The 22,188-nt window shown below is 56.9% G+C and carries 22 protein-coding genes and 1 other RNA gene; 14 read left to right on the top strand and 9 right to left on the bottom strand.

Going from position 1 to position 22,188, the window contains the following annotated elements; translation table 11 throughout:
* Window positions 1-130 precede the first annotated feature (130 nt).
* From Q3970_RS06380 to Q3970_RS06365, 4 genes are all read left to right on the top strand, one after another.
* Window positions 131-544, top strand: coding sequence for a phage holin family protein (locus tag Q3970_RS06380; protein ID WP_303099759.1), 414 nt, complete (start codon window positions 131-133; stop codon window positions 542-544).
* On the top strand, window positions 528-803 hold the full coding sequence (locus Q3970_RS06375; RefSeq protein WP_303099758.1) for a hypothetical protein: 276 nt from the start codon (window positions 528-530) through the stop codon (window positions 801-803). Before Q3970_RS06380 ends, Q3970_RS06375 begins: the two co-directional genes overlap by 17 nt.
* A 182-nt stretch (window positions 804-985) precedes the next feature.
* Complete coding sequence (gene dld / locus Q3970_RS06370; RefSeq protein ID WP_303099757.1) at window positions 986-2,677, top strand: D-lactate dehydrogenase; 1,692 nt, start codon at window positions 986-988, stop codon at window positions 2,675-2,677.
* A gap of 206 nt (window positions 2,678-2,883) precedes the next feature.
* Window positions 2,884-3,492, top strand: coding sequence for a 4'-phosphopantetheinyl transferase superfamily protein (locus Q3970_RS06365; protein ID WP_303099756.1), 609 nt, complete (start codon window positions 2,884-2,886; stop codon window positions 3,490-3,492).
* A 145-nt stretch (window positions 3,493-3,637) separates the two neighbouring features.
* On the opposite strand, the gene purE is transcribed toward Q3970_RS06365, so the two are convergent.
* From purE to Q3970_RS06340, 5 genes are all read right to left on the bottom strand, one after another.
* Window positions 3,638-4,126 carry a 5-(carboxyamino)imidazole ribonucleotide mutase gene (gene purE / locus Q3970_RS06360; protein ID WP_303099755.1) on the bottom strand — a complete coding sequence of 163 codons (489 nt, stop codon included), beginning with the start codon at window positions 4,124-4,126 and terminating at the stop codon, window positions 3,638-3,640.
* Window positions 4,127-4,229: 103 nt separating this feature from the next.
* The gene (locus Q3970_RS06355; RefSeq protein WP_303099754.1) at window positions 4,230-4,421 is read right to left on the bottom strand and encodes a YqaE/Pmp3 family membrane protein; all 192 of its coding nucleotides are present in this window, start codon (window positions 4,419-4,421) and stop codon (window positions 4,230-4,232) included.
* Window positions 4,422-4,474: 53 nt separating this feature from the next.
* A complete protein-coding gene (locus Q3970_RS06350) occupies window positions 4,475-5,140 on the bottom strand; it encodes a tol-pal system YbgF family protein (protein WP_303099753.1) in 666 nt (221 codons plus the stop codon).
* A 13-nt stretch (window positions 5,141-5,153) separates the two neighbouring features.
* Entirely contained in the window at window positions 5,154-5,822 is a 669-nt protein-coding gene (locus Q3970_RS06345; protein WP_303099752.1) for a class I SAM-dependent methyltransferase, read from the bottom strand.
* Between the two features lie 25 nt (window positions 5,823-5,847).
* Window positions 5,848-6,033, bottom strand: coding sequence for a DUF3460 family protein (locus tag Q3970_RS06340; protein WP_085365914.1), 186 nt, complete (start codon window positions 6,031-6,033; stop codon window positions 5,848-5,850).
* Window positions 6,034-6,304: 271 nt separating this feature from the next.
* Between Q3970_RS06340 and Q3970_RS06335 the strand changes: the two genes are divergently transcribed.
* The 4 genes from Q3970_RS06335 to recB all read left to right on the top strand — a co-directional run bounded on the left by Q3970_RS06335 (window position 6,305) and on the right by recB (window position 12,220).
* Complete coding sequence (locus Q3970_RS06335; protein WP_303099751.1) at window positions 6,305-7,651, top strand: polynucleotide adenylyltransferase PcnB; 1,347 nt, start codon at window positions 6,305-6,307, stop codon at window positions 7,649-7,651.
* Window positions 7,641-7,904, top strand: coding sequence for a glutaredoxin family protein (locus Q3970_RS06330; protein ID WP_303099750.1), 264 nt, complete (start codon window positions 7,641-7,643; stop codon window positions 7,902-7,904). Before Q3970_RS06335 ends, Q3970_RS06330 begins: the two co-directional genes overlap by 11 nt.
* 253 nt (window positions 7,905-8,157) lie before the next feature.
* Window positions 8,158-8,427, top strand: coding sequence for a DUF1040 family protein (locus tag Q3970_RS06325; RefSeq protein ID WP_303099749.1), 270 nt, complete (start codon window positions 8,158-8,160; stop codon window positions 8,425-8,427).
* 145 nt (window positions 8,428-8,572) lie between these two features.
* Complete coding sequence (gene recB, locus Q3970_RS06320) at window positions 8,573-12,220, top strand: exodeoxyribonuclease V subunit beta (RefSeq protein ID WP_303099748.1); 3,648 nt, start codon at window positions 8,573-8,575, stop codon at window positions 12,218-12,220.
* 293 nt (window positions 12,221-12,513) lie between these two features.
* Here recB and bfr (Q3970_RS06315) read toward each other — a convergent pair whose 3' ends face one another.
* A complete protein-coding gene (gene bfr, locus Q3970_RS06315; RefSeq protein WP_303099747.1) occupies window positions 12,514-12,987 on the bottom strand; it encodes a bacterioferritin in 474 nt (157 codons plus the stop codon).
* Window positions 12,988-13,011: 24 nt separating this feature from the next.
* Window positions 13,012-13,476 (bottom strand): bacterioferritin, encoded by a 465-nt coding sequence (gene bfr / locus Q3970_RS06310; protein WP_303099746.1) that lies wholly within the window; start codon window positions 13,474-13,476, stop codon window positions 13,012-13,014.
* Window positions 13,477-13,947: 471 nt separating this feature from the next.
* Between bfr (Q3970_RS06310) and typA the strand changes: the two genes are divergently transcribed.
* From typA to Q3970_RS06280, 6 genes are all read left to right on the top strand, one after another.
* Window positions 13,948-15,759: a translational GTPase TypA gene (typA, locus tag Q3970_RS06305; RefSeq protein ID WP_303099745.1), complete on the top strand. Its 1,812-nt coding sequence runs from the start codon at window positions 13,948-13,950 to the stop codon at window positions 15,757-15,759.
* A 361-nt stretch (window positions 15,760-16,120) separates the two neighbouring features.
* Window positions 16,121-16,897, top strand: coding sequence for an SDR family NAD(P)-dependent oxidoreductase (locus Q3970_RS06300; protein WP_303099744.1), 777 nt, complete (start codon window positions 16,121-16,123; stop codon window positions 16,895-16,897).
* A 61-nt stretch (window positions 16,898-16,958) separates the two neighbouring features.
* Window positions 16,959-17,528 (top strand): SCP2 domain-containing protein, encoded by a 570-nt coding sequence (locus Q3970_RS06295; protein WP_303099743.1) that lies wholly within the window; start codon window positions 16,959-16,961, stop codon window positions 17,526-17,528.
* Window positions 17,529-17,643: 115 nt separating this feature from the next.
* Window positions 17,644-18,273, top strand: a complete 630-nt coding sequence (gene purN / locus Q3970_RS06290) for a phosphoribosylglycinamide formyltransferase (RefSeq protein WP_303099742.1) — start codon at window positions 17,644-17,646, stop codon at window positions 18,271-18,273.
* Between the two features lie 397 nt (window positions 18,274-18,670).
* Window positions 18,671-19,768 (top strand): tRNA 2-thiouridine(34) synthase MnmA, encoded by a 1,098-nt coding sequence (gene mnmA, locus Q3970_RS06285; RefSeq protein ID WP_303099741.1) that lies wholly within the window; start codon window positions 18,671-18,673, stop codon window positions 19,766-19,768.
* Between the two features lie 60 nt (window positions 19,769-19,828).
* Window positions 19,829-21,505, top strand: a complete 1,677-nt coding sequence (locus Q3970_RS06280) for an AMP-binding protein (RefSeq protein ID WP_303099740.1) — start codon at window positions 19,829-19,831, stop codon at window positions 21,503-21,505.
* A 212-nt stretch (window positions 21,506-21,717) separates the two neighbouring features.
* Here the strand turns inward: Q3970_RS06280 and Q3970_RS06275 are convergent, their stop codons facing one another.
* The gene (locus tag Q3970_RS06275; protein ID WP_303099739.1) at window positions 21,718-21,924 is read right to left on the bottom strand and encodes a (2Fe-2S)-binding protein; all 207 of its coding nucleotides are present in this window, start codon (window positions 21,922-21,924) and stop codon (window positions 21,718-21,720) included.
* Window positions 21,925-22,134: 210 nt separating this feature from the next.
* Window positions 22,135-22,188: a transfer-messenger RNA gene (gene ssrA, locus Q3970_RS06270) on the bottom strand; the annotation flags it as partial.

Raw genomic sequence — 22,188 nt, 5'->3', positions numbered from 1 at the left:
CACAGCAGTCTTTGCACCGGATCCAAACTGTTTTTGCCGTTCGAACGCAGCCAAAGGCCTTTTTGTGCTACCCTCTGCCACACCGGCAACACCGCGGCAAACAATACCGGCACCAACCAAAGGGATACCCATGAGCTTGAAACAACACATCAATCATTTCCAAGTGCTGCTGAACCAAGGCGTAGATTTATTCCTGCTGCGGCTGCGTATGCTGCAACTGGACGTCAGCGACCAAGCCGCCGCGGTGGTGCGGATTTTCGCCGCCGTGGTGCTGATGGGCGCATTGTTCGTGTTCGGCATGATCAGCCTGCTGTTGGGTTTGAACCATGTTTTAAGCGGCGAAGCCAAAATCTGGGTGTTTTTCGGCCTGGCCGTTTGCAGCCTGCTGGCGATTGCCGCGTTGGCCTCATGGTCGGTTTCTTCATGGAAAAACAAAAACGCCCAAGTAGCCGCCACCCTGCGCGCAATGCAGCAGGATATCGCCTGTCTGCGCGGCATGGCGGCGCAGGATAAGGAGGAAAAAACCGATGAACGCCAAGCATGAAGAACGCAAACTGTTAGAACTGCAGGCCGATCTGGCGCGTTTGAAAATCACCGCCGAGCGTTTGAAAATGCAGCGGGCACGCGAACGGCAAAGCATGATCGACACCGGCTTCAACACCATTCTCGGCCTGGCCGACGGCCTGCCCTCGCAAAACCTGATCTGGAAAAGCCTGCTGCTGCCTTTAAGCCGGAAGCACCGCATCTTCACCGCCGCCGGCCTGCTGCTGTGGCAGGTTTGGCGGCAGGACAACAAACGCTGACGGTTTAACGTTTGATTCAAAACAGGCCGTCTGAAAACCGGACAATAAGGCTTTCAGACGGCCTGAACGCTTGCAAAGATAATTAACGTTTAATCATACAGGCACTTTGCCGACCGCATTTGACCCCGCCCGAAAAACCCCGCAAACTCGCATTTTTACAACCCCGAAAAAAAACCACCGCCATGACTGCCTCCCAACTGCTGCAAACCTTAACCGACATCGTCGGCGCACCCTACATCATCACCGACCCCGCCAAAACCGAACCCTACCGCCAAGGCTACCGCTTCGGCGAAGGCCGCGCGCTGGCCGTGGTGCGGCCGGGCACGCTTTTGGAACAATGGAAAATCCTGCAGGCCTGCGTAGCGGCCGACGTGGTTGTGCTCACTCAGGCCGCCAACACCGGCCTTACCGGCGGCTCAACCCCCGACGGCAACGATTACGACCGCGACATCGTGATTGTAAACACCATGCGCATGAACATCATCCGCCCCATCAACAACAACGAACAAGTCGTCTGCCTGCCCGGCGCCACGCTCAATCAGCTCGAGCTGCTGCTGAAACCCTTGGGCCGCGAGCCGCACTCGGTTATCGGCTCCTCGTGTATCGGCGCATCGGTGCTCGGCGGCGTGTGCAACAACTCCGGCGGAGCACTGGTGCAGCGCGGGCCGGCCTACACCGAAATGGCGCTGTTCGCCCAATTGGACGAAAACGGTGAACTGCGCCTTATCAACCACTTGGGCATCGATTTGGGCGACACGCCCGAAGAAATCCTCACCAACCTGCAAGGCCACCATTACCGGCAGAAAGACATCACGCCCGATGCCGGCAAAGGCCACGACCACGACTATTGCAACCATGTACGGCAGGTTGACGAACCCAGCGCCGCCCGCTTCAACGCCGACCCCGCGCGCCACTACGAAGCCTCAGGCTGCGCGGGCAAACTGATGGTGTTTGCCGTGCGCCTCGACACCTTTCCGCTCGAAAAGCACACCGCCGTGTTCTATATCGGCACCAACAGCACCGACGAACTCACCGAAATCCGCCGCGCCGTGCTGGCCGGTTTCAAAAACCTGCCCGTTTCCGGCGAATACATCCACCGCGACGCTTTCGACATGGCGGCGGTGTACGGCAAAGACACTTTCTGGGTGATTAAAAAATTCGGCACCCACCGCCTGCCGCAATTGTTCGGCCTCAAAGCCAAAGCCGACCGTTTCAGCAAAAAACTCGGCTTTCTGCCCGCCCATTTCAGCGACAAAGTGCTGCAATTTGTCAGCAAATGGCTGCCCGAACACCTGCCGCAACCGCTGCGTGACTACCGCAACCGTTTCGAACACCACTTGATTCTAAAAATGGGCGGCGAAGGCGTGGAAGAAGCGCGCGCCTTTTTGAAAGACTATTTCAACGGCAAATCGGGCGCTTATTTCGAATGCAGCCCCGAAGAAACCCAAGCCGCCATGCTGCACCGCTTCGCCGTTGCCTCCGCCGCCGTGCGTTACCGCGCCGTGCACGACAAAGAAGTGGAAGACATCGTTGCCCTCGACATCGCCCTGCGCCGCAACGATAACGACTGGTTCGAGCAGCTGCCGTCTGAAATAAACAGCAAAATCAGCCACAAACTCTATTACGGCCACTTTATGTGCCACGTGTTCCACCAAGACTACATCGTGAAAAAAGGCCACGACTGCCAAGCGCTGGAACACGAAATGCTGCACCTGCTCGACCAACGCGGCGCGCAATATCCCGCCGAGCACAACGTCGGCCACCTATACGAAGCCAAACCCGCCCTGAAGCAGTTTTACCGAAAACTCGACCCCACCAACAGCTTCAACCCGGGCATCGGCAAAACCTCCAAGAAAAAACACTGGGCCGATTAGGCGCACAGGCCGTCTGAAAATTTTTCAAAAGCCTATCGAAATTTGAACATATCTACTCTGCGTCATACTCGGGCTTGACCCGAGTATCTACCGTTTTTTTGTAACAAGATACTCGGGTCAAGCCCGAGTATGACGAAAGCATTTTGAAAACTGTTACTTGGAATTTGCAAAGCTTTCAGGCCGTCTGAAAACTTTCCCGACATGATATGGACACCCCACACCTGATTTGCCTGATTGCCGACAACCGCACCGCAGCTTTATACCGCCCCAATGCGCTGAACGAAGCCGACCGCCTGCGCGTTCAACGCAACCCCGCGCTGGCAACGCGCACCGACTGGCAGGTCAGCCGTTACCTGAAACAGCAGGCTCCCCTGCCGGTTTGTTCCCTTTCGCACAGCAACGGAACGGCCGCACTGTTGTGCGGCCGCGGCACCGTCAAAGCGGGAGTAGACATCGAAACCATGCGCCCGCGCGACTTTGCCGCACTGGCCGGATGGGTGGCCACGGAAAACGAACGGCGGATACTGTCGGCAAACGGCCGGCAGGCCGACGGCTTCTACCGTTTGTGGACACTCAAAGAAGCACTGCTGAAAGCCGCCGGTTTGGATTTTCCCGCCGACATGATGCGCGTGGGGCTGCAAACCTTTTCAGACGGCCTAACCTGCCTGCACGTTAACGGACGGCGCGGCTGGCAAGGCATCAGCACCACCGTAAACGGCAGCCGGATGCTCTCTTGCGTGTGGCAGGGGCAGGCGGAAATCGAGCTGCAAACACTGGGCGGCTCGGCCTGCGGGCCGGTTGAGCGCTACAGTTAGACTATAAGTGGCTTAAATTTAAGCCACTATACATTTGCTTAAAACAGTTTGAACGCCGTTTCAGACGGCCTTTTTGTGGTTTTTACGTTCTAACCGTTCCGCCGCCTTCAAATTCCAACCGGTTATCCGGCAAAAGCTACGGCATTTATTCCGCTGCGGGCAGTTCCATTGCCAGCACGGCGGCTTCCTGTTTGCGGCGGAAGGCTGCGAGTTTTTCGGCCAATCCGGGGTTTTCGTTGGCCAGCAGGGCAACGGCAAACAGCGCGGCATTGGCGGCGCCGGCTTCGCCGATGGCGAACGTAGCCACGGGAACACCCTTGGGCATCTGCACGATAGACAGCAGCGAATCTTCTCCGCGCAGGTATTTGCCCGGCACGGGCACGCCCAACACCGGCACGGTGGTTTTGGCGGCCACCATACCGGGCAGATGGGCGGCTCCGCCCGCACCCGCGATAATGGCTTTGATGCCGCGCGCGCGCGCGGTTTCGGCGTATTCGAACATTAAATCGGGGGTACGGTGTGCGGAAACGACGCGTGCTTCATATTCAACGCCGAACTCTTTTAAAAACCGTGCGGCATGCTCCATAACCGGCCAGTCGCTGTTGCTGCCCATAATGATGCCTATTTGAGCCATTTGGATTCCTTATTTAAAGAATTAAAAAAAAATTTCAAAAACATATTCCACATCAAATATCCCGGCCGTCTGAAACCGTTTCAGACGGCCTTTTTAGGGGCTGTTATCTGTTTGAAAGGGCGTGTTTGATTTTTTGATCGGTTTTGTATTGGCTCAACGCATAAACCGACCAAATGGCGGCAGGTACCCAGCCGATAAGGGTAACCTGCAGGATCAGGCAGACAATTCCTGCAAACGGACGGCCTATGGTAAAAAACTGCAGCCAGGGAAGGATAATGGCGAGAATCAGACGCATGGTTTCACTTTCTCTTTCATAAATGGTTATCGGTAAATATTTTCAGACGGCCGTTACCGTTTTTTCAATTCGGCATAGGCGCGTTTGGCGGCGGGGCTGTCGGGGTAGGTTCGAACCAGTTTTCGCCAAGTGTCGCGGGCAATATCCTTCTGCTGCATACGGTATTGGCACGAGCCCACACTGAACAGCGCCTCGGATGATTGGACATTGTTGCGGAAACGGTTGGCAAAGCGGTTGCCGATGTTGATAACCGACTCGCAGTTGCCCATGCGCTGATGGCTTTGCAACAGCAGATACATGCGCCGGCGGGCATCGTCGCTGCCGCTGCCGTCACTGTCGGCACCGCGCAGCAGGGCGATGGCGGCGGCGTAATTGCCGCTGTGGTAGTGTTTGAGGGCGTTATCGTAACCGTTGTCAGCGGGGCGGGCGGGTGCGGCCGGTGCCGTCTTACTGCCGCCGGAGCGCGCCTGCGGACGGGCGGCCGGTGTACGGCGTTCCAATTGGCGCACGCGGGTTTGCAGGCTTTCCACCTGCCTTTCCAAACGGGCTATCTGAATGCCCAGCCTGTTGATTTGCGCCTCAGTGTCGGGTTCGGGGTAAGGAATGCGCGCATCAGGCGTATTGCCTTGCGTTGCGGAAGGCGGCGGAGCGCCCGTATTGGCGCAGGCGTTCAGCAGTAAAACGGAAGAAAGCAGCAGGGCGGGGAGTTTGGGGTTCATGATGTCCTCGCGGTTATTTTTTCAACAGCAGGGTGAGGCCGTCGCCCACGGGCAGGGTGATGGGGATGATGCGGTTATCGTGCGGCAGGTTTCGGTTGAATGCCTGCAAAACGGCGTGGGCACCCGGGCTGTCGGCGGTAACGGGCTGCAGCACGCGCCCTCCGAGCAATACGTTGTCGATGGCGATGATGCCGCCGCTGCGCACCAGTTGCAGGCAGCGCTCGAAATATTGCGGGGTGGGCGGTTTGTCGGCATCAATCAGGGCGATGTCGTAAGTGCCGCTGCGGCCTTCGGCAATCAGGTCGTCGAGCGTGAGCAGCGCGGGCTGCAGGTGCAGGGTGATTTTGTGCGCCACGCCTGCGGCCTGCCAGGTTTCACGGGCGATATCGGTAAAGGTAACGTTGATGTCGCAGGCGGTAACGGTGCCTTCGGGCGGCAAAGCCAAAGCCATGGCGGTGCTGCTGTAGCCGGTAAACACGCCCACTTCGAGATAGCGTTCGGCACGGATAAGCCGCGCCAGCCAAGTGAGCAGGGCGGCCTGACCGGGGGCGATGGCCATTCTGCCCAAACGGTGTCCTGCGGTACGCCGGCGCAGGGCGGCCAAAACGGGCGGTTCGGGTTCGCCGATGCTGTCCAGGTAGCCGGCAAGCTGCGGGTCGATATTGTGTTTGTGGATTGCCATGACTGCAAAGGCCGTCTGAAAAATATCAGTCGGGCTGGTAGGCGTAAGGCTTTTTCGGCAGCTTGGCCGCCTCGTAGCCCGCCTGTTCTTCGGGGTTGAGTTCCACGTCCCACAGAAGGGCGCGGTTTTTCAGGCGCTGTTCGGCTTCTTCGGGGTGTTTTTCGATGTAGTCGTCGAGAAACCGGGTAGCTTCGGATTTATAGTGATACATGGTGCGTTCTCTTAGGTTTGGCACGGTATGTTGCGGAATATACAGAATTATAGCCGAAAAAGCGGTATGTGCGTTGCGCTGCGGGCGCTTTATGCGCGGTATGTAACGATGGGGTATAATGCGCCGTTTTACAAAGTGGGGCGGGTTTGGCAGGCAGACCCGCCCGTTGGTAACCCAGGCCATCTGAAACCTTTGCAGAAAGGTTTGCACGCAGGGCTTTCTGCAAAGGTTTCAGGCGTTTCAGACGGCCTTGTTTATGGCTGGAACAATTATGTTGAAAAAATGGCTGCACAAGGTGCTGCCCGGCAAATCGGGCAAAGCGCGCGCGCGCAAAGAAGTGGTTCCGTTCGCCGGACACCGCATCAGCGCCGACATGCTCAGCTTCGCCGCCGAAAAAGTGGTGCGCCGTCTGCACAACGAAGGTTTCGAAGCCTATGTGGTGGGCGGGGCGGTGCGCGACCTGCTGCTGGGCATCGAGCCGAAAGATTTCGACGTGGCCACCGATGCCACGCCCGAACAGGTGCGCAAAATCTTCCGCCGCAGCCGCATCATCGGCCGGCGCTTTCAGATCGTGCATGTGATGGTGGGGCCGGAAACCATCGAAGTAACCACGTTCCGCGGCGGCGGCAAGGTGCAGCACAACGAACACGGCCGCATCATGAAAGACAACACCTACGGCAGCATGGAAGAAGACGCCATGCGCCGCGACTTCACCTGCAACGCACTGTATTACGACCCGATACGCCAACAGATTACCGATTTCCACCACGGTGTGGCCGACATCCGCGCACGCAGGCTGGTGATGATCGGCAACCCTGCCGCGCGCTATCAGGAAGACCCCGTGCGCGTGCTGCGTGCCGTGCGCCTGTCGGCCAAGCTCGGGTTTGAAGTGGAACGGGAAACCGCCGAACCTATTGCGGAGTATGCAGGCCGTCTGAAACAGGAGCCGGCGGCGCGCCTGTTCGACGAAATCATGAAGCTGCTGTTTTCCGGCCACGCCCTGCAATGCCTGACTCAGTTGGAACGCTTGGGCGTGGCCGCCGGCATCCACCCTATTCTCACTGCCCTGCAACAGGCGGGCAAAGGCGGGCAGAACATCGTTACGCCGGCACTGCGCAACACCGACGAGCGTTTGCGCGCCGACAAACCGGTGTCGGTGGGTTTCGTGCTGGCCGCCGTGATGTGGCCGCAGCTCGAAAACCATTGGCAGCGCAACCTCGCCGCCGGCCTCAAACCCGCGCCCGCACTCACGCAGGCCGTTAACGGGCTGCGCGACATCGAAAAAGGCTGGGGCGTGCCGCAGCGGTTTTCCGCCACCATGCGCGAAATCTGGCAGCTCCAACCGCAGTTTGCCAACCGCCGCGGCGCACGGCCGCACCGCCTGATTGCCCAGCCGCGCTTTCGCGCCGCCTATGATTTTCTGCTGCTGCGCGCCGAAACGGGCAGCGCCGACCCCGAACTGGCGCAATGGTGGACGGCCTTCCAACACGCCGACGACGAAACCCGCCTGCTGATGAGCGCCAAGCAGGAACAAGAAAGCAGCCGGGAAAGCGGAGAAAAACGCAAACGCCGCCGCAAACCGCGCAAAAAGAAAGAAAGCAGCAACCATGCCGTCTGAAAACCGTTTGGCGTTAACGCTGATGTTCCGCGAATATTGCAGCCTGTGCCGCAAAATGCGCGACGCCCTGCTGCCCTACCAAGCCGAATACGGGTTTGATTTGGAAATTATCGACGTGGACAGCGACCCGCAGCTGGAAGAACAATACAACGAGCTGGTGCCCGTTTTGCTGCACGGCGGCACCGAAATCTGCCACTGGTTTTTAGACGAACCCAAATTGCAGGCGTTTTTGCACGCCTGCCGCCAGAGTTAAACCGCTTGTTCAGCAACCGCTCCGACATACTCGGGCTTGACCCGAGTATCTTTATTTTTCTTTAAAATCGGAGATACTCGGGTCAAGCCCGAGTATGACGGATGTACTTTTTCTTAAGCCGGTTACTATAAAAGCCTGTGCCCTGCAAACTTCAGGCCGTCTGAAAACAATTGTTCAGACGGCCTGATACCTTTGTGCCGCACCGCAAAAACCCTTACACTACCCGCTTTCACCGCCACAAAAAGGAACCGCCATGAGAAGCCGCCGTTTACGCGAACTGCTCGAACTGCTGCAACCCTATTGGTCGAAAGACCCCGAGCTGAACCTGCCGCAGGTTTTGCAGAAAATCGCCGACGAAGCGGGCTTCGACAAACCGCTTGCCGAACTGACCGACGAAGTGATTATCTACCACCTGAAAATGAGCGGCCGCGGCAAACACGATCCGGTTCCGGGCGTGCAGAAAGATTACGAAGAAGACTTCAAAACCGCCCTGCTCAAAGCGCGCGGCATCATCAAAGAATAAAACCAAAGATTAGGAACCCAAAACCGTTTGCGTGCGCCCATGCCCGCATACGGCACCGCACTGCAAACACCGGTATGGATTTGCAAACGCTTCAGGCCGTCTGAAATCAAAACCGCCCTACTTCCAACCTATTTTCCAAGCCGCCATGCACGCACAGCCGTTCGACCCCCTCGCCATCGCCATCGAAGGCACCAACCTGATTGAAGCCTCGGCCGGCACGGGCAAAACCTACAACATCGCCGCCCTCTTCACCCGCCTGATTGTGCTCGAAAAAATGCCGGTTGAAAGCGTGCTGGTGGTTACCTTCACCAAAGCCGCCACCGCCGAGCTGAAAACCCGCCTGCGCGCGCGTTTGGACGACGCCTTATCGGCATTGGAACACGGCAGCACTTCAGACGGCCTGCAAAACCACTGCCGCAGCCGCCACCCCGGCGACAACTTTATCCTGCCGCTGCTGCAACAGGCCCTGCGGCAAGAAAGCCGCGAGCGGCTGATTGTGCGCCTGAAGGCCGCCGTCGGCCGGTTCGACAACGCCGCGATTTACACCATACACGGCTTCTGCCAGCGGCTGCTGCGCGATTATGCCTTTCTGTGCCAAGTACCGTTCGACGTGGAACTCACCGACGACTCCCGCGAGCGCCTGCTCGTGCCCGCGCAGGATTTCTGGCGCGAAAAAGTAGCGCCCGACCCTTTATTGGCGCAATTGGTATTCAAACACCGCCAAACCCCGCAAACCGCCTTGGCTGCCGTTAAAAACTTTACCTCCCGCCCCTATTTGGTTTTCAGACGGCCTGTAAGCGATTTGGCCGCAAGCTATGCCGGATTGGAACAAATCTGGCAAGAAATCCGCACCGCCCTGCCCGTTTTGGAAGAAAAATTCTGGGCGCTGTCTGCAACCGTTTTAAACGGCAACTATTTCAGAAAACCTTCCTATCAAGAACTCTTCGCCACCCTGCAACAGGCCGCAGAACACAACCGCCTGCCCGACGTGCCGAAAGAAGCCAAGAAAAAAGATGATTTTTTCAACCGCCTCGAAAACTTTTCCGCCGACGTACTGCCCGGCAAGCTTAAAAAAGGCAAAACGGTGGATGCCGAAACCCAAGCCGAACTCAACAAACTGGCAGAGTTCGGCCGCAAACTGGCAAGCGTCGCCCAAGCCGAACAAGACGCCCTCGCCGCCCTCTACTTCGACCTGCTCGACCACCTCGCCGCCGCGCTGGCCGAAAGCAAAAAAAACCGCCGCGAGCGCGTGTTCGACGATCTGCTGCTCGACGTTTACAACGCCCTCACCACCGGCGCGCACGCCGCCACACTGGCGCAAACCGCCGCCGCCGAGTGGCAGGCCGCGCTGATAGACGAATTCCAAGACACCGACCCGCTGCAATACACCGTTTTCAGCCGCCTGTTCGCCGCACAAAACCGCCCGCTGTTTCTGGTGGGCGATCCCAAACAAGCCATCTACAGCTTCCGCGGCGCCGACATCCACGCCTACCTGCAAGCCGCGCGCGATGCCGGCAAACACTACACGCTGGCGGTCAACCACCGCAGCCACGGCAGCCTGATACGCGGCATCAACGCCCTTTTCAAGCAAAAAAACCGCCCGTTCGTGCTCGACCATATCGGCTATGCCGATGTTGGTGCCGCACGCGAAACCTGCCGTCTGAACGGCGGCGGCAGCGCCATACAGGTGCGCTGGCTCAACCGCCCCGACGAGGGCGGTAACAAAGACATTCTGCGCCACCGCGCTGCCGAATACTGCGCCGACGAAACCGCCGGCCTGCTCAACCAAGCCGCCTCAGGCCGTCTGAACTACCAAAAACACCCCGATGAAGCCGGAAAACCGCTGCAAGCGGGGCAGATTGCCGTGTTGGTGCGCAAGCACCACGAAGGGCAGATGGTGGCCGCCGAATTGAAAAAGCGCGGCATCCAAAGCGTGCTGTTAAGCCGCGAATCGGTGTTCGCCACCGAAGAAGCCGCCGCCCTCGCCGCCCTGCTCGGCTTCTGGCTGCAACCGCACGACACCGGGCCGCTGCGCTTCGTGCTCGGCGGCGTGCTGTTCCGCCAAACCGCCGCCGAACTCTACGCCCTCAACCGCAACGAAAGCAGCCTGCTCGAATGGATTGCACCGGCGCAAACCGCCGCCGAAACCTGGCAGCAATACGGCATCTACACCGCCATGCAGCAGTTTGCCGCGCGCCACGGCATCGAAGCGCGGCTGCTGGCGCAAGGCAACGAGCGCAGCCTCACCAACTACCACCAGATTATCGAGCGGCTGGCCGAAGAAAGCGAACAAAGCCTCAGCCCCGCCGCGCTGCACCAATGGCTGCTGGCACAGATTCAAACAGCCTCAGAAGAGGGCCGCAGCCACCCCGACAGCAACCTGCTGCGGCTGGAAAGCGATGAAAATCTGGTGAAAATCGTTACCATGCACGCTGCCAAAGGCTTGCAGTATCCCGTGGTGTTCTGCCCGTTTGCGTGGGACGCCAAACCCGCCGAAAACAAACACTGGCAGATTCTCCACCGCAACGGGCAGGCCGAACTGCTCGCTCCGCACCAGCCGGACGAAAGCGATCGTAACCGCCTGGCCGACGAAGCCCTCAGCGAAAACCTGCGCCTGCTCTATGTGGCCCTCACACGCGCCGAAGAACGCTTAACCGTGTATGCCGCCCATTGCGGCGACACGCCCCGCAACCCGCTGGCCTACCTGCTCGAAGGCGGCGAAAATGCAGGCCGCGCCGAAACCGAAGCCGCCTATACCGCCGCCGAAAAAACCGAAAAAGCCGCCCTGCTGAAACACAACTGGCAGCGTTTTATCGAAAACGCCCCGCCAAACACCGACTTTGCTTTCATAGAAAGCGCACCGCCGGCAGCAAGTTACCGGATGCCAACGGTTTCAAGCGGCCGCTACCAAGCCCAAACCCTGCCCGAGCGCCGTTTTAAGACCATACGCCACACCAGCTTCACCGGTTTGAGCCGCCAAACCCGCCACCGCAGCAACGCGGAAGAGCACGGCCGCGAAGAGCTGCAACCTGCCATCGACGCCGCCGAAACCGAAAATACGCCCGTATTCAGGCCGTCTGAAAACCCGCCCGGCCTCGATATCCATGCCTTTGCCCGCGGTGCCGATGCTGGCGTGTGCCTGCACGAAATTTTGGAACAGTTCGACTTTTCCGCGCCCGCCTCCGGCCAAAGCGAACTCGTGCGCACCTCCCTCGAACGCTACGGCTTCGAGCCGCACTGGCAGCAGGCCGTCGAAACCATGCTCGAGCACACCCGCTTTGCCCCGCTGGGCGGCGGCACGCTCGCCGGCACCCCCGCCAACCGCCGCCGCGCCGAAATGGCATTCACGCTGTATATGCACGATTTCTCGCTCAAGCATTTGCAGCAATGGTTCGCCCGCCCCGATAACGGCCTGCCGGTCGAATGTGCCGCCGCCGCGCAACTGTTGGATTTCAACGATGTAAAAGGTTTTTTAAACGGCTTTATCGACATGGTGTGCCTGCATTCAGACGGCCTCGTTACCTTAATCGACTACAAATCCAACCATCTCGGACAAACCGCCGCCGATTACCACCAAGCGGCCATGAACGAAGCTGTGGCGCACCACCACTATTACCTGCAAGCCCTGATTTACGCCGTCGCCGCCGCCCGCTATTTCCGTTCGCGGCAGCAGCCTGTGCCGAAAATCGCCGTGCGCTACCTCTTTTTGCGCGGCCTCGACGGCAGCGGCAACGGCATCTGGGCCTGGGATATCGATACCGGCCTGCTGGCCGACTGGCTGGAAAGCGGTTGATTTTTATGTGTTTATATAGAGGTTTTTGCAAATAAAAGGCCGTTTGAAATGTTCAGTATGGGTAGGTTGGGTTGAAAACCCAACATGATTATTTTCTTGAAGTTTTTGTTGGGTCTTCGACCCAACCTACCCATACTAATGCGGGATTTAAGCCTTTCAGACGGCCTTAAATATTTTTGCAAAGGTTTCAGGCCGTCTGAAAACAAACCCGAAAGAAAAACGGCATACCCGAAAGTATGCCGTTTGTTTGGCGGTGCCCAATCAGACTGCTGTATTTGGCAGTGGTTTGTGTGTCAGTCCTCTTGCGCCCCGGTTTGCAGATAGTTGGGCAAGCCCATGCCGGCAATCAGTTCCTGCTGGGTTTCCAGCCAGTCGATATGCTCTTCGTTGGTGTCTTTCAGCTTTTCGAGCAAATCGCGCGAAACATAATCCTGCTTCTCTTCGCACAATGCAATCGCTTCCACCAGCGCGGCGTGTTTTTCCTGCTCTTTGGTCAAATCGCACTTAATGATTTCTTCGGTGCTCTCGCCGATTAACAGCTTGCCCAAATCTTGCAGATTGGGCAGCCCCTCAAGCAGCAGAATGCGCTCGATGATATCGTCGGCGGCTTTCATTTCCACGATAGACTGTTTGTAGAAATGTCCGCCCAACTCTTCCAAACCCCAGTTTTTCAAAATGCGGGCGTGCAGGAAATATTGGTTGATGGTAACCAGCAGCAAGCCCAGGTTTTTGTTTAACTCGCGGATAACCAAACGGTCGCCTTGCATGACAATCTCCTTTCAGACGGCCTGTTACAGCTGGCTTTGCAGGTAGTTTTGGATACCCACCAAATCAATCAGGCGCAATTGCTGCTCAAGCCAATGGGCGTGGTCTTCTTCGGTGTCTTTCAATTGGGCAATCATCAAATCACGGGTAACGTAGTCCTGCTTTTCTTCGCACAGTTTGATGCCTTTTTTCAGTGCCGCCTGCACTTCCAGCTCGGTGTTCAAATCGGCTTTCAGAGCCGCAGGCACATCTGCACCCACGTTGATTTTGGCCGGAACCATACCGGGCGTGCCGCCCAGCATCAGAATGCGGCGGATAAACGCCTCGGCGTGGCCGGTTTCTTCTTCCATCTCGTGGTTCAGGCGTTCAAACAGTTTGTTGTAGCCCCATTCGGCATACATGCGCGAGTGGATGAAATATTGATCGCGGGCGGCCAGTTCGCCTGCCAAAAGTTCGTTCATATAATCGATAACAGCTTTATCGCCTTGCATGATTGTGTCCTTTCGTCATGTGGTGTCGGGTGCGCCTTGAAACCGGCGCGGGTTGTGTATTGAACTTGGTTTAAATTGTAAGCAAAAAATTTCGAATCTACAATTTTTCTATTTAAAATACAAATAATTATCAAAAACAATGAAGCAGAAAAAACAATCTTTCCAAAATTAATTTCTTGTTTCCCTTTAATTTTTATTGCGCTTAATATTGATAATTTATCGTAATTCAATTATTTATTTACAATATTTAACCAATTAATTGAGCATACGCCGGCAACATCCGCAGCCTGTCCGGCCCGCTTCTATGATGATTTTTATTTTTATTTTATAGTTCAATCAGGTAACGGCTCTTTAATTATTAATAAGTCATCAAACCGGCCGACGGGAATTTTTAAAACACGAAAGGCCTGCCGGAAATAACATGTTATAATTCACGGTTATTTTTCAGTTATTCCTAATTCTAAAGAAACCATGAAACAAATCCGCAATATCGCCATCATCGCCCACGTCGACCACGGCAAAACCACGCTGGTCGACCAACTTTTGCGCCAATCCGGCACCTTCCGCGCCAACCAGCAGGTTGACGAGCGCGTGATGGACAGCAACGATCTCGAAAAAGAACGCGGTATCACCATTCTCGCCAAAAACACCGCCATCGAATACGAAGGTTACCACATCAACATCGTCGATACCCCCGGGCACGCCGACTTCGGCGGCGAAGTGGAGCGCGTGCTGGGCATGGTTGATTGCGTGGTGCTGCTGGTCGATGCCCAAGAAGGGCCGATGCCGCAAACCCGCTTCGTTACCAAAAAAGCCTTGGCGCTCGGCCTGCGCCCGATTGTGGTGATCAACAAAATCGACAAACCTTCCGCCCGCCCGAGCTGGGTAATCGACCAAACTTTCGAACTGTTCGACAAACTCGGCGCCACCGACGAACAGCTCGACTTCCCCATCGTTTACGCATCCGGCCTTTCCGGCTTTGCCAAACTGGAAGAGGGCGACGAGAGCAGCGACATGCGCCCGCTGTTTGAAACCATTCTGAAGCACACCCCGCCCCCTTCAGGCAGCGCCGACGAAACCCTGCAACTGCAAATTTCGCAGCTCGACTACGACAACTACACCGGCCGCCTCGGCATCGGCCGCATCCTCAACGGCCGCATCAAACCCGGTCAGGTGGTTGCCGTGATGAACCACGAAAAACAGGTGGCACAAGGCCGCATCAACCAACTGCTGGGTTTCAAGGGTCTCGAGCGCGTGCCGCTGGAAGAAGCCGAAGCCGGCGACATCGTGATTATTTCCGGCTTGGAAGACATCGGCATCGGCGTAACCATTTCCGATAAAGACAACCCCGTCGGCCTGCCCATGCTCAGCGTGGACGAGCCTACTTTAACGATGGACTTTATGGTCAACACCAGCCCCTTGGCCGGCACCGAAGGCAAATTCGTTACCTCGCGCCAAATCCGCGACCGCCTCAACAAAGAGCTGCTCACCAACGTGGCCCTGCGCGTGGAAGACACCGCAGACGCCGATATTTTCCGCGTATCCGGCCGCGGCGAGCTGCACCTGACCATCCTGTTGGAAAACATGCGCCGCGAAGGCTACGAATTGGCCGTGGGCAAACCACGCGTGGTGTTCCGCGAAATCGACGGCCAAAAATGCGAGCCGTATGAAAACCTCACCGTTGACGTGCCCGACGACAACCAAGGCGCGGTGATGGAAGAACTCGGCCGCCGCCGCGGCGAATTAACCAATATGGAAAGCGACGGCCACGGCCGCACCCGCCTCGAATACCACATCCCCGCGCGCGGCCTGATCGGCTTTCAGGGCGAGTTTATGACCATGACGCGCGGCACGGGGCTGATGAGCCATGTGTTTGACGACTACGCCCCCGTGAAGCCCGATATGCCCGGCCGCCACAACGGCGTGCTGGTGTCGCAGGAACAAGGCGAAGCGGTAGCTTACGCATTGTGGAATCTGGAAGACCGCGGCCGCATGTTCGTGTCGCCCGGCGAAAAAATCTACGAAGGCATGATTATCGGCATCCACAGCCGCGACAACGACTTGGTGGTCAACCCGCTCAAAGGCAAAAAACTCACCAACGTGCGTGCCAGCGGCACCGACGAAGCCGTGCGCCTGACCACGCCGATCAAGCTCACGCTGGAGAGCGCGGTCGAGTTTATCGACGATGACGAGTTGGTGGAAATCACCCCGCAATCCATCCGCCTGCGCAAGCGCTACCTGCAAGAGCACGAGCGCCGCAAGCATTTTAAAAAGCCGGATTAAACCGACGGATTGATTGGAACCGTTTAAAAACAACAGGCTGTCTGAAAAAATATTTTTCAGACGGCCTGAGTTACTTACACGCATTTGCATACACCGGCTGCAATCGAAAAGCAGTTTGTTAACCCGTCATACTCGGGCTTGACCCGAGTATCTTCTTTTTTCTAAAACAATTCCGGATACCCGGGTCAAGCCCGAGCATGACAGAACCGATTCTGTTGCTGCTTTCTCGGCTTATAAAATCGTTCTCTTTGAGCTAAGGCGCAGCAACGCCGTAACGGAGTAAGTGGATTCACTACAGTATCGAAAATCATATATCAGCTATATACTGTTTACCCTTCCCACACACAAGGCCGTCTGAAAAATGCACACACCCGATTGCGCCATACTCGGCCTGGGTTATCTGGGCAGGCCGCTGGCCGAAAAAATGTTCGAGGGCGGCAGCTGCGTATCGGCGCTCAAACGAAGAATCACTTCCGACGACATCAACCTGCCGGTAGACCTGCACGCTGCCGATTTAAACGATGCTCAGGTTTTTCAGGCGGATTTCTGGCAGACATGGGCAGACAAACCCGTGTGGTTCTGCCTGCTGCCGCCTTCCGCCGTTGCCGGCTACCCCGCCGTGCTGGCAGGCTGGCTGCAACTTGCGCGGCATTTCGGCATCGGCCATATCGTTTATGCAAGCAGCACTTCGGTTTACGGCGGCGCCGTGCGCGAATGCGGCGAACACACCCCGCCCGCCCCGCAAACCGAAAGCGCGCGCAAAGTGCGCCAAGCCGAAGAACTGTTCTTAAACAGCGGCATCGCCAATATCGACATTTTACGTTTGGGCGGCCTCTATTGCGCCGAGCGCCACCCTTTGCACAGCCTGCTGAAACGCAAGCATCTTGCCGGCGCACACCAACCCGTGAATATGCTGCACCGCAGCCGCGCCGTTGCCGCCCTGCACCGAGCCGCCGCCACGCCCGCCGGTTTGCGGATACGCAATATCGTCGAGCCGCAACACCCGCCCAAACACGAATTCTACCGCGCCGAAGCCGCCAAACTCGGCCTGCCCGAACCCGAGTTCGACACAGCCGACCGGCGCGGCGGCAAAACCGTGCATACGGTTTATGATGATTTCGCCGGGATATTATTGTGATATAAAGGCCGTCTGAAACCCCAATGCCGTTTTCAGACGGCCTTCGAGAAAGAAGATTTGCATGAGCGCCCTACTCCCCGTTATCAACCACCTTATCCAGCAAAACCGCGAAACCCAAGCCGCCTTGGGTGCTTTTGCAGGCAAAACACTCGGCCTGCACGCCGCCGGCGTGCAGATTACCGGCACGTTTAACGCGCAGGGCTTTTTGGAATGCGCCCGAAACACGGCCGACACCGAAATCCGCTTCAACTCCGGTGCGGTGCAGAAAGTGCTGCAAGGGCAAACGCCCGGCGTGGGCGATGTTTCCGTTAGCGGCGACACCGGCTTAGGCATGGCCCTGCTGCCGCTTATCGGCAGCCTGCGCTACCACGCCAACAACGACTTAAGCCGCCTGTTCGGCGATGCGGCGGCAGGCGGCATCAGCATGCGCGCCGAAAAAGCCGGCCACACCGCCAAGCAAATCGGCCTGAGCATACTCGAACAGCTCGGCGACTTCGCCAAAGAGCCGGAAGCGCCCGTGGTAAACAAACACACGCTGTCGGCATGGTCGCGCGAAGTCGATACCCTGCGCGACGACACCGAGCGTTTCGAGGCACGGCTGGCGAAGCTGGAAGAGCGCAATAAGATTTGATACGGCTCAAGCCTGTTATAAAGCCTGTACCGGTTTCTGCCGCACTTTCCTGCATACCGCAGCGGCATTATTTTTTCCAACCACTCCGATTAAAAGTTAAAAGGCCGTCTGAAATATGAAAAACATCGTTATCCTGATTTCCGGTAGGGGCAGCAATATGCAGGCCATCGTGGAAGCACAGATTCCCGATGCCCGCATCGCCGCCGTGTTAAGCAACAACGAAGCCGCCGCCGGTTTGGCCTGGGCGGCGGAACGCAACATTGCCACCGACAGTCTCAACCATAAAAGTTTCGACAGCCGCTTGGCATTCGACGAAGCCATGATGCGGAAAATCGACGCCTACCAACCCGATTTGGTCGTATTGGCGGGCTTTATGCGCATACTCACGCCCGAATTCTGCCGGCATTACGAAGGCCGCCTGATCAACATCCACCCCTCGCTGCTGCCCGCCTTCACCGGCCTGCACACCCACGAACGGGCCATTGAGGCAGGCTGCCGCATCGCAGGCTGCACCGTGCATTTCGTTACCCCCGAGCTGGACTGCGGCCCCATAATCGCACAGGGCGCGGTGCCGGTGTCCGACAACGACACCGCCGACACACTCGCCGCGCGCGTGTTGGAAGCGGAACACCTGATTCTCCCGCAGGCCGTGGCTGATTTCGTTGCAGGCCGTCTGAAAATATCGGGCAACCGCGTTATCCGCAGCCCGGATTCAACGGTGCAAAATGCCCGCCTGCTGGCGTGAAAACCAATGCTTATAGCGGATTCGATTATTTCGATACCAAGCAGCAAGCCGCAGACAGTACAAGCAGTACGGAACCGGTTCTATTGCCGCTTCCCCGGCTTACAGAATCGTTCTCTTTGAACCAAAGCGCGGCAACGCCGTAGCGGAAGTTAAATTTATCCGCCACAGCGGATAAATTTACTTTCATCAAACCTTGGCTTAAAAACGGTTTTGCAGGCTGCCAAAACAGCAGCAGAACCGTTCTCCGCAGCCGCATCATCTGCCTTACCGCCTTGCGCTGAAATAACCCGCCCCGCTATCGATAATGTTCGCGATAAATGCTGCAGGTGTTTCAGGCCGTCTGAAAATGCTAGAATCAACGCTTTTATAACCCCTGCACCGCCCCCATATCCGCGCCATGCAAGCAAACACCCCCCAAAACATCATCGTCGGCCTTTCCGGCGGCGTCGATTCCTCCGTAACCGCCGCCCTGCTCAAACAGCAGGGGCATCAGGTGCGCGGCGTGTTTATGCAAAACTGGGAAGACGACGACAACGACGAATATTGCAGCATCAAGCAGGATTCGTTCGACGCCATCACCGTGGCCGACATTCTCAATATCGACATCGACATCGTCAACTTCGCCGCCCAATACAAAGACAACGTATTCGCCTATTTCTTAAAAGAATATTCCGCCGGCCGCACCCCCAACCCCGACGTATTGTGCAACGCCGAAATCAAATTCAAATGCTTTCTCGACTACGCCGTCGAACAAGGCGCCGACGCGATTGCCACCGGCCACTACGCCCGCAAAGAAGTGCGCGACGGCGTGCACTACCTGCTCAAAGGGCGGGATGCCAACAAAGACCAAAGCTATTTTCTCTACCGCCTGCAACCGCACCAGCTTTCGCGCGCCGTTTTCCCCCTGGGCGGTTTGGAAAAACCCGAAGTGCGCCGGCTGGCCGCCGAAGCCAAGCTGCCCACCGCCGCCAAAAAAGACAGCACCGGCATCTGCTTTATCGGCGAGCGGCCGTTCCGCGAATTTTTGCAGCAATACCTGCCCACCGACAACGGCGACATGGTTACGCCCGAAGGCAAAAAAGTGGGCGGGCACGTCGGCCTCATGTTCTACACCATCGGCCAGCGCAAAGGCTTGGGCATCGGCGGCGCGGGCGAACCGTGGTTTGTGGCCGGCAAAGATTTAAGCAAAAACCGGCTGATTGTGGTGCAAGGCCACGGCCACCCGCTGCTCTATACCAACAGTTTAATAATGAACGACTTAAGCTGGACATTGCCCGAAAGGCCGTCTGAAGGCCGCTACACCTGCAAAACCCGCTACCGCATGGCCGATGCCCCGTGCGAACTGCGTTACCTCGACAACGAAACCGCAGAGCTGCTGTTCGACGAACCCCAATGGGCGGTTACCCCCGGCCAATCCGCCGTGTTATACAGCGGCGACATCTGCTTGGGCGGCGGCATCATCACCACAACCGACAAGCCCGTTATCATTGCCTGATAAAGCCACGGGCCGTCTGAAAAGCTTTCAGACGGCCTGCACAACACAAGGAAACACATCATGGAAAAAATCTGGCTCGACAGTTACGAAGAGGGCGTAAGCGCCGAAATCGACCCCGCGCGCTACCAATCGGTGATTCAGGTATTCCAAGAAAGCGCCAAAAAATACGGCCACCGCCCCGCCTTCCAAAACCTCGGCAAAACCATTAGCTATGCCGAAACCGCCAAGCTGGTTAACGACTTCGCCTCGTTCCTGCAAAACACCCTCAAACTGCCGCGCGGCGAACGCGTGGCGATTATGATGCCCAACCTGATGCAATACCCCGTCGCCCTCTTCGGCGCCCTTCAGGCCGGCCTAACAGTAGTGAACACCAACCCGCTCTATACCCCGCGCGAACTCAAACACCAGCTCAACGACAGCGGCGCCACCACCATCGTCGTGCTTGAAAACTTCGCCAACACGCTCGAATTGGTGCTGCCGCGCACCAAAATCAAAAACGTTATCGTTGCCACCGTCGGCGATATGTTCGGCTTCTTCAAAGGCAGCCTGATTAATTTCGTGCTGCGCAAAATCAAAAAAATGGTGCCCGAATACCGCATCGCCAATACTATTTCCTTTCAGACGGCCTTAAAACAAGGCGCATCGCAACCCTTTACCCCCGTCGGTATTACCCGCGACGACACCGCCTTCCTGCAATACACCGGCGGCACCACCGGCACAGCAAAAGGCGCCGTCCTCACCCACGGCAACATCTGCGCCAATATGCAGCAGGCTGCCGAATGGATTAAAAACAAACTCGTGCCCGGCGAAGAAGTGGTGATTGCCGCTCTGCCGCTCTACCATATTTTCGCACTCACCGTAAACCTGATGATTTTCACCCAGGCCGCCGCCAAAATCATGCTGATTACCAACCCGCGCGATATGAAAAGCTTTATCGGCGATATGAAAAAAGAAAAAATCAGCGTGTTTATCGGCGTGAACACCCTGTTTAACGCCATGGCCAACCGCCCCGATTTCGCCGAAGTCGATTTCTCCGCCCTCAAGCTCACCCTCGGCGGCGGCATGGCTACCCAAAAAGCCGTGGCCGAAAAATGGAAAAACATCACCGGCACCCCCATCGTCGAAGCCTACGGCCTCACCGAAGCCAGCCCCGGCGTGTGCTGCAACCCTCTGAACATCCCCGCCTACAGCGGCGGCATCGGCCTGCCCGTGCCTTCTACCGAAGTCGAACTGCGCGGTGCCGACGGCAAAGAAGTTCCGGTAGGACAGCCCGGTGAAATGTGGATACGCGGCCCGCAAGTGATGAAAGGCTATTGGAACCGCCCCGAAGAAACCGCCAAAGCCATCGATGCGCGCGGCTTTCTCGAAACCGGCGACATCGCCGTGATGGACGAAAAAGGCTGGTTCAAACTGGTCGACCGCAAAAAAGATTTGATTGTGGTTTCGGGCTTCAACGTTTACCCCAACGAAATCGAAGAAGTGGTGGCGCACCACGACAAAGTGCTCGAAGTGGCCTGCATCGGCGTGTCCAGCGAAAAAACAGGCGAAGCGCTGAAACTGTTTGTGGTGAAAAAAGACCCGTCGCTCACTGCCGAAGAGCTGACTGCCTTCTGCCGCACCGAGCTGACCGCCTACAAAGTGCCCAAAAACATCGAATTCCGCGACGAGCTGCCCAAATCGAACGTGGGCAAAATCCTGCGCCGCGAGCTGCGCAACGAAGCGCAAGGGAACGCTTGAGCCTTTGCAAAACCCATACAGCCCTCTTCAAAACCCTCCACGTCATACTCGGGCTTGCCCCGAGTATCTGTTATTTTCGAAAGCCAAAAGATACTCGGGTCAGGCCCGAGTATGACGTGGAAAGTTTGAAAATGCAGAAACATTGTACAAAAGCAAACAGGCCGTCTGAAAATATTTTCAGACGGCCTGTTATCATAACAAACCAAACAAAATCAGCTTTGTACGTTAATGCCCGCAGTAACCGTGCTCTGGCCTTGGGCGCTGCTGCCGGTTAAATAAGAAGCGGCCAAATCGCTGCAGCATCCGCAGCAGGCAGCCACCCCCAACTGCGCCTGCAAATCGCTCAGGCTGCTGGCACCGGCGGCAACGGTTTCTTGGATTTGGCGCTCAGTAACGGCATTGCAGATGCAGACAAACATTTTCGTGCTCCTTGTTTTACGCTTCTAAAATAAGAATTGGTTTTATTATTAGACACGAATATAAATAAAAACGGTTTGCATTGCAAGCATAGAAATTGCAAATTGACGAAATAGTGAAAACATTTGCCGGAAAGAGTGGCAAAAACACACCGGCCGAACGGGTTAAAAAGAAAAGCCCGAAAACCGGGGTGGTTTTCAGGCCGGATATGCTGGTGGAGGCGGGGGGAATCGAACCCCCGTCCGAAAGCCCTCTACAAAGCGTTC

The organism is Neisseria sp., from assembly GCF_030530745.1.
Taxonomy (GTDB): domain Bacteria; phylum Pseudomonadota; class Gammaproteobacteria; order Burkholderiales; family Neisseriaceae; genus Neisseria.
This window is presented reverse-complemented; position numbering and strand designations above follow the sequence as displayed.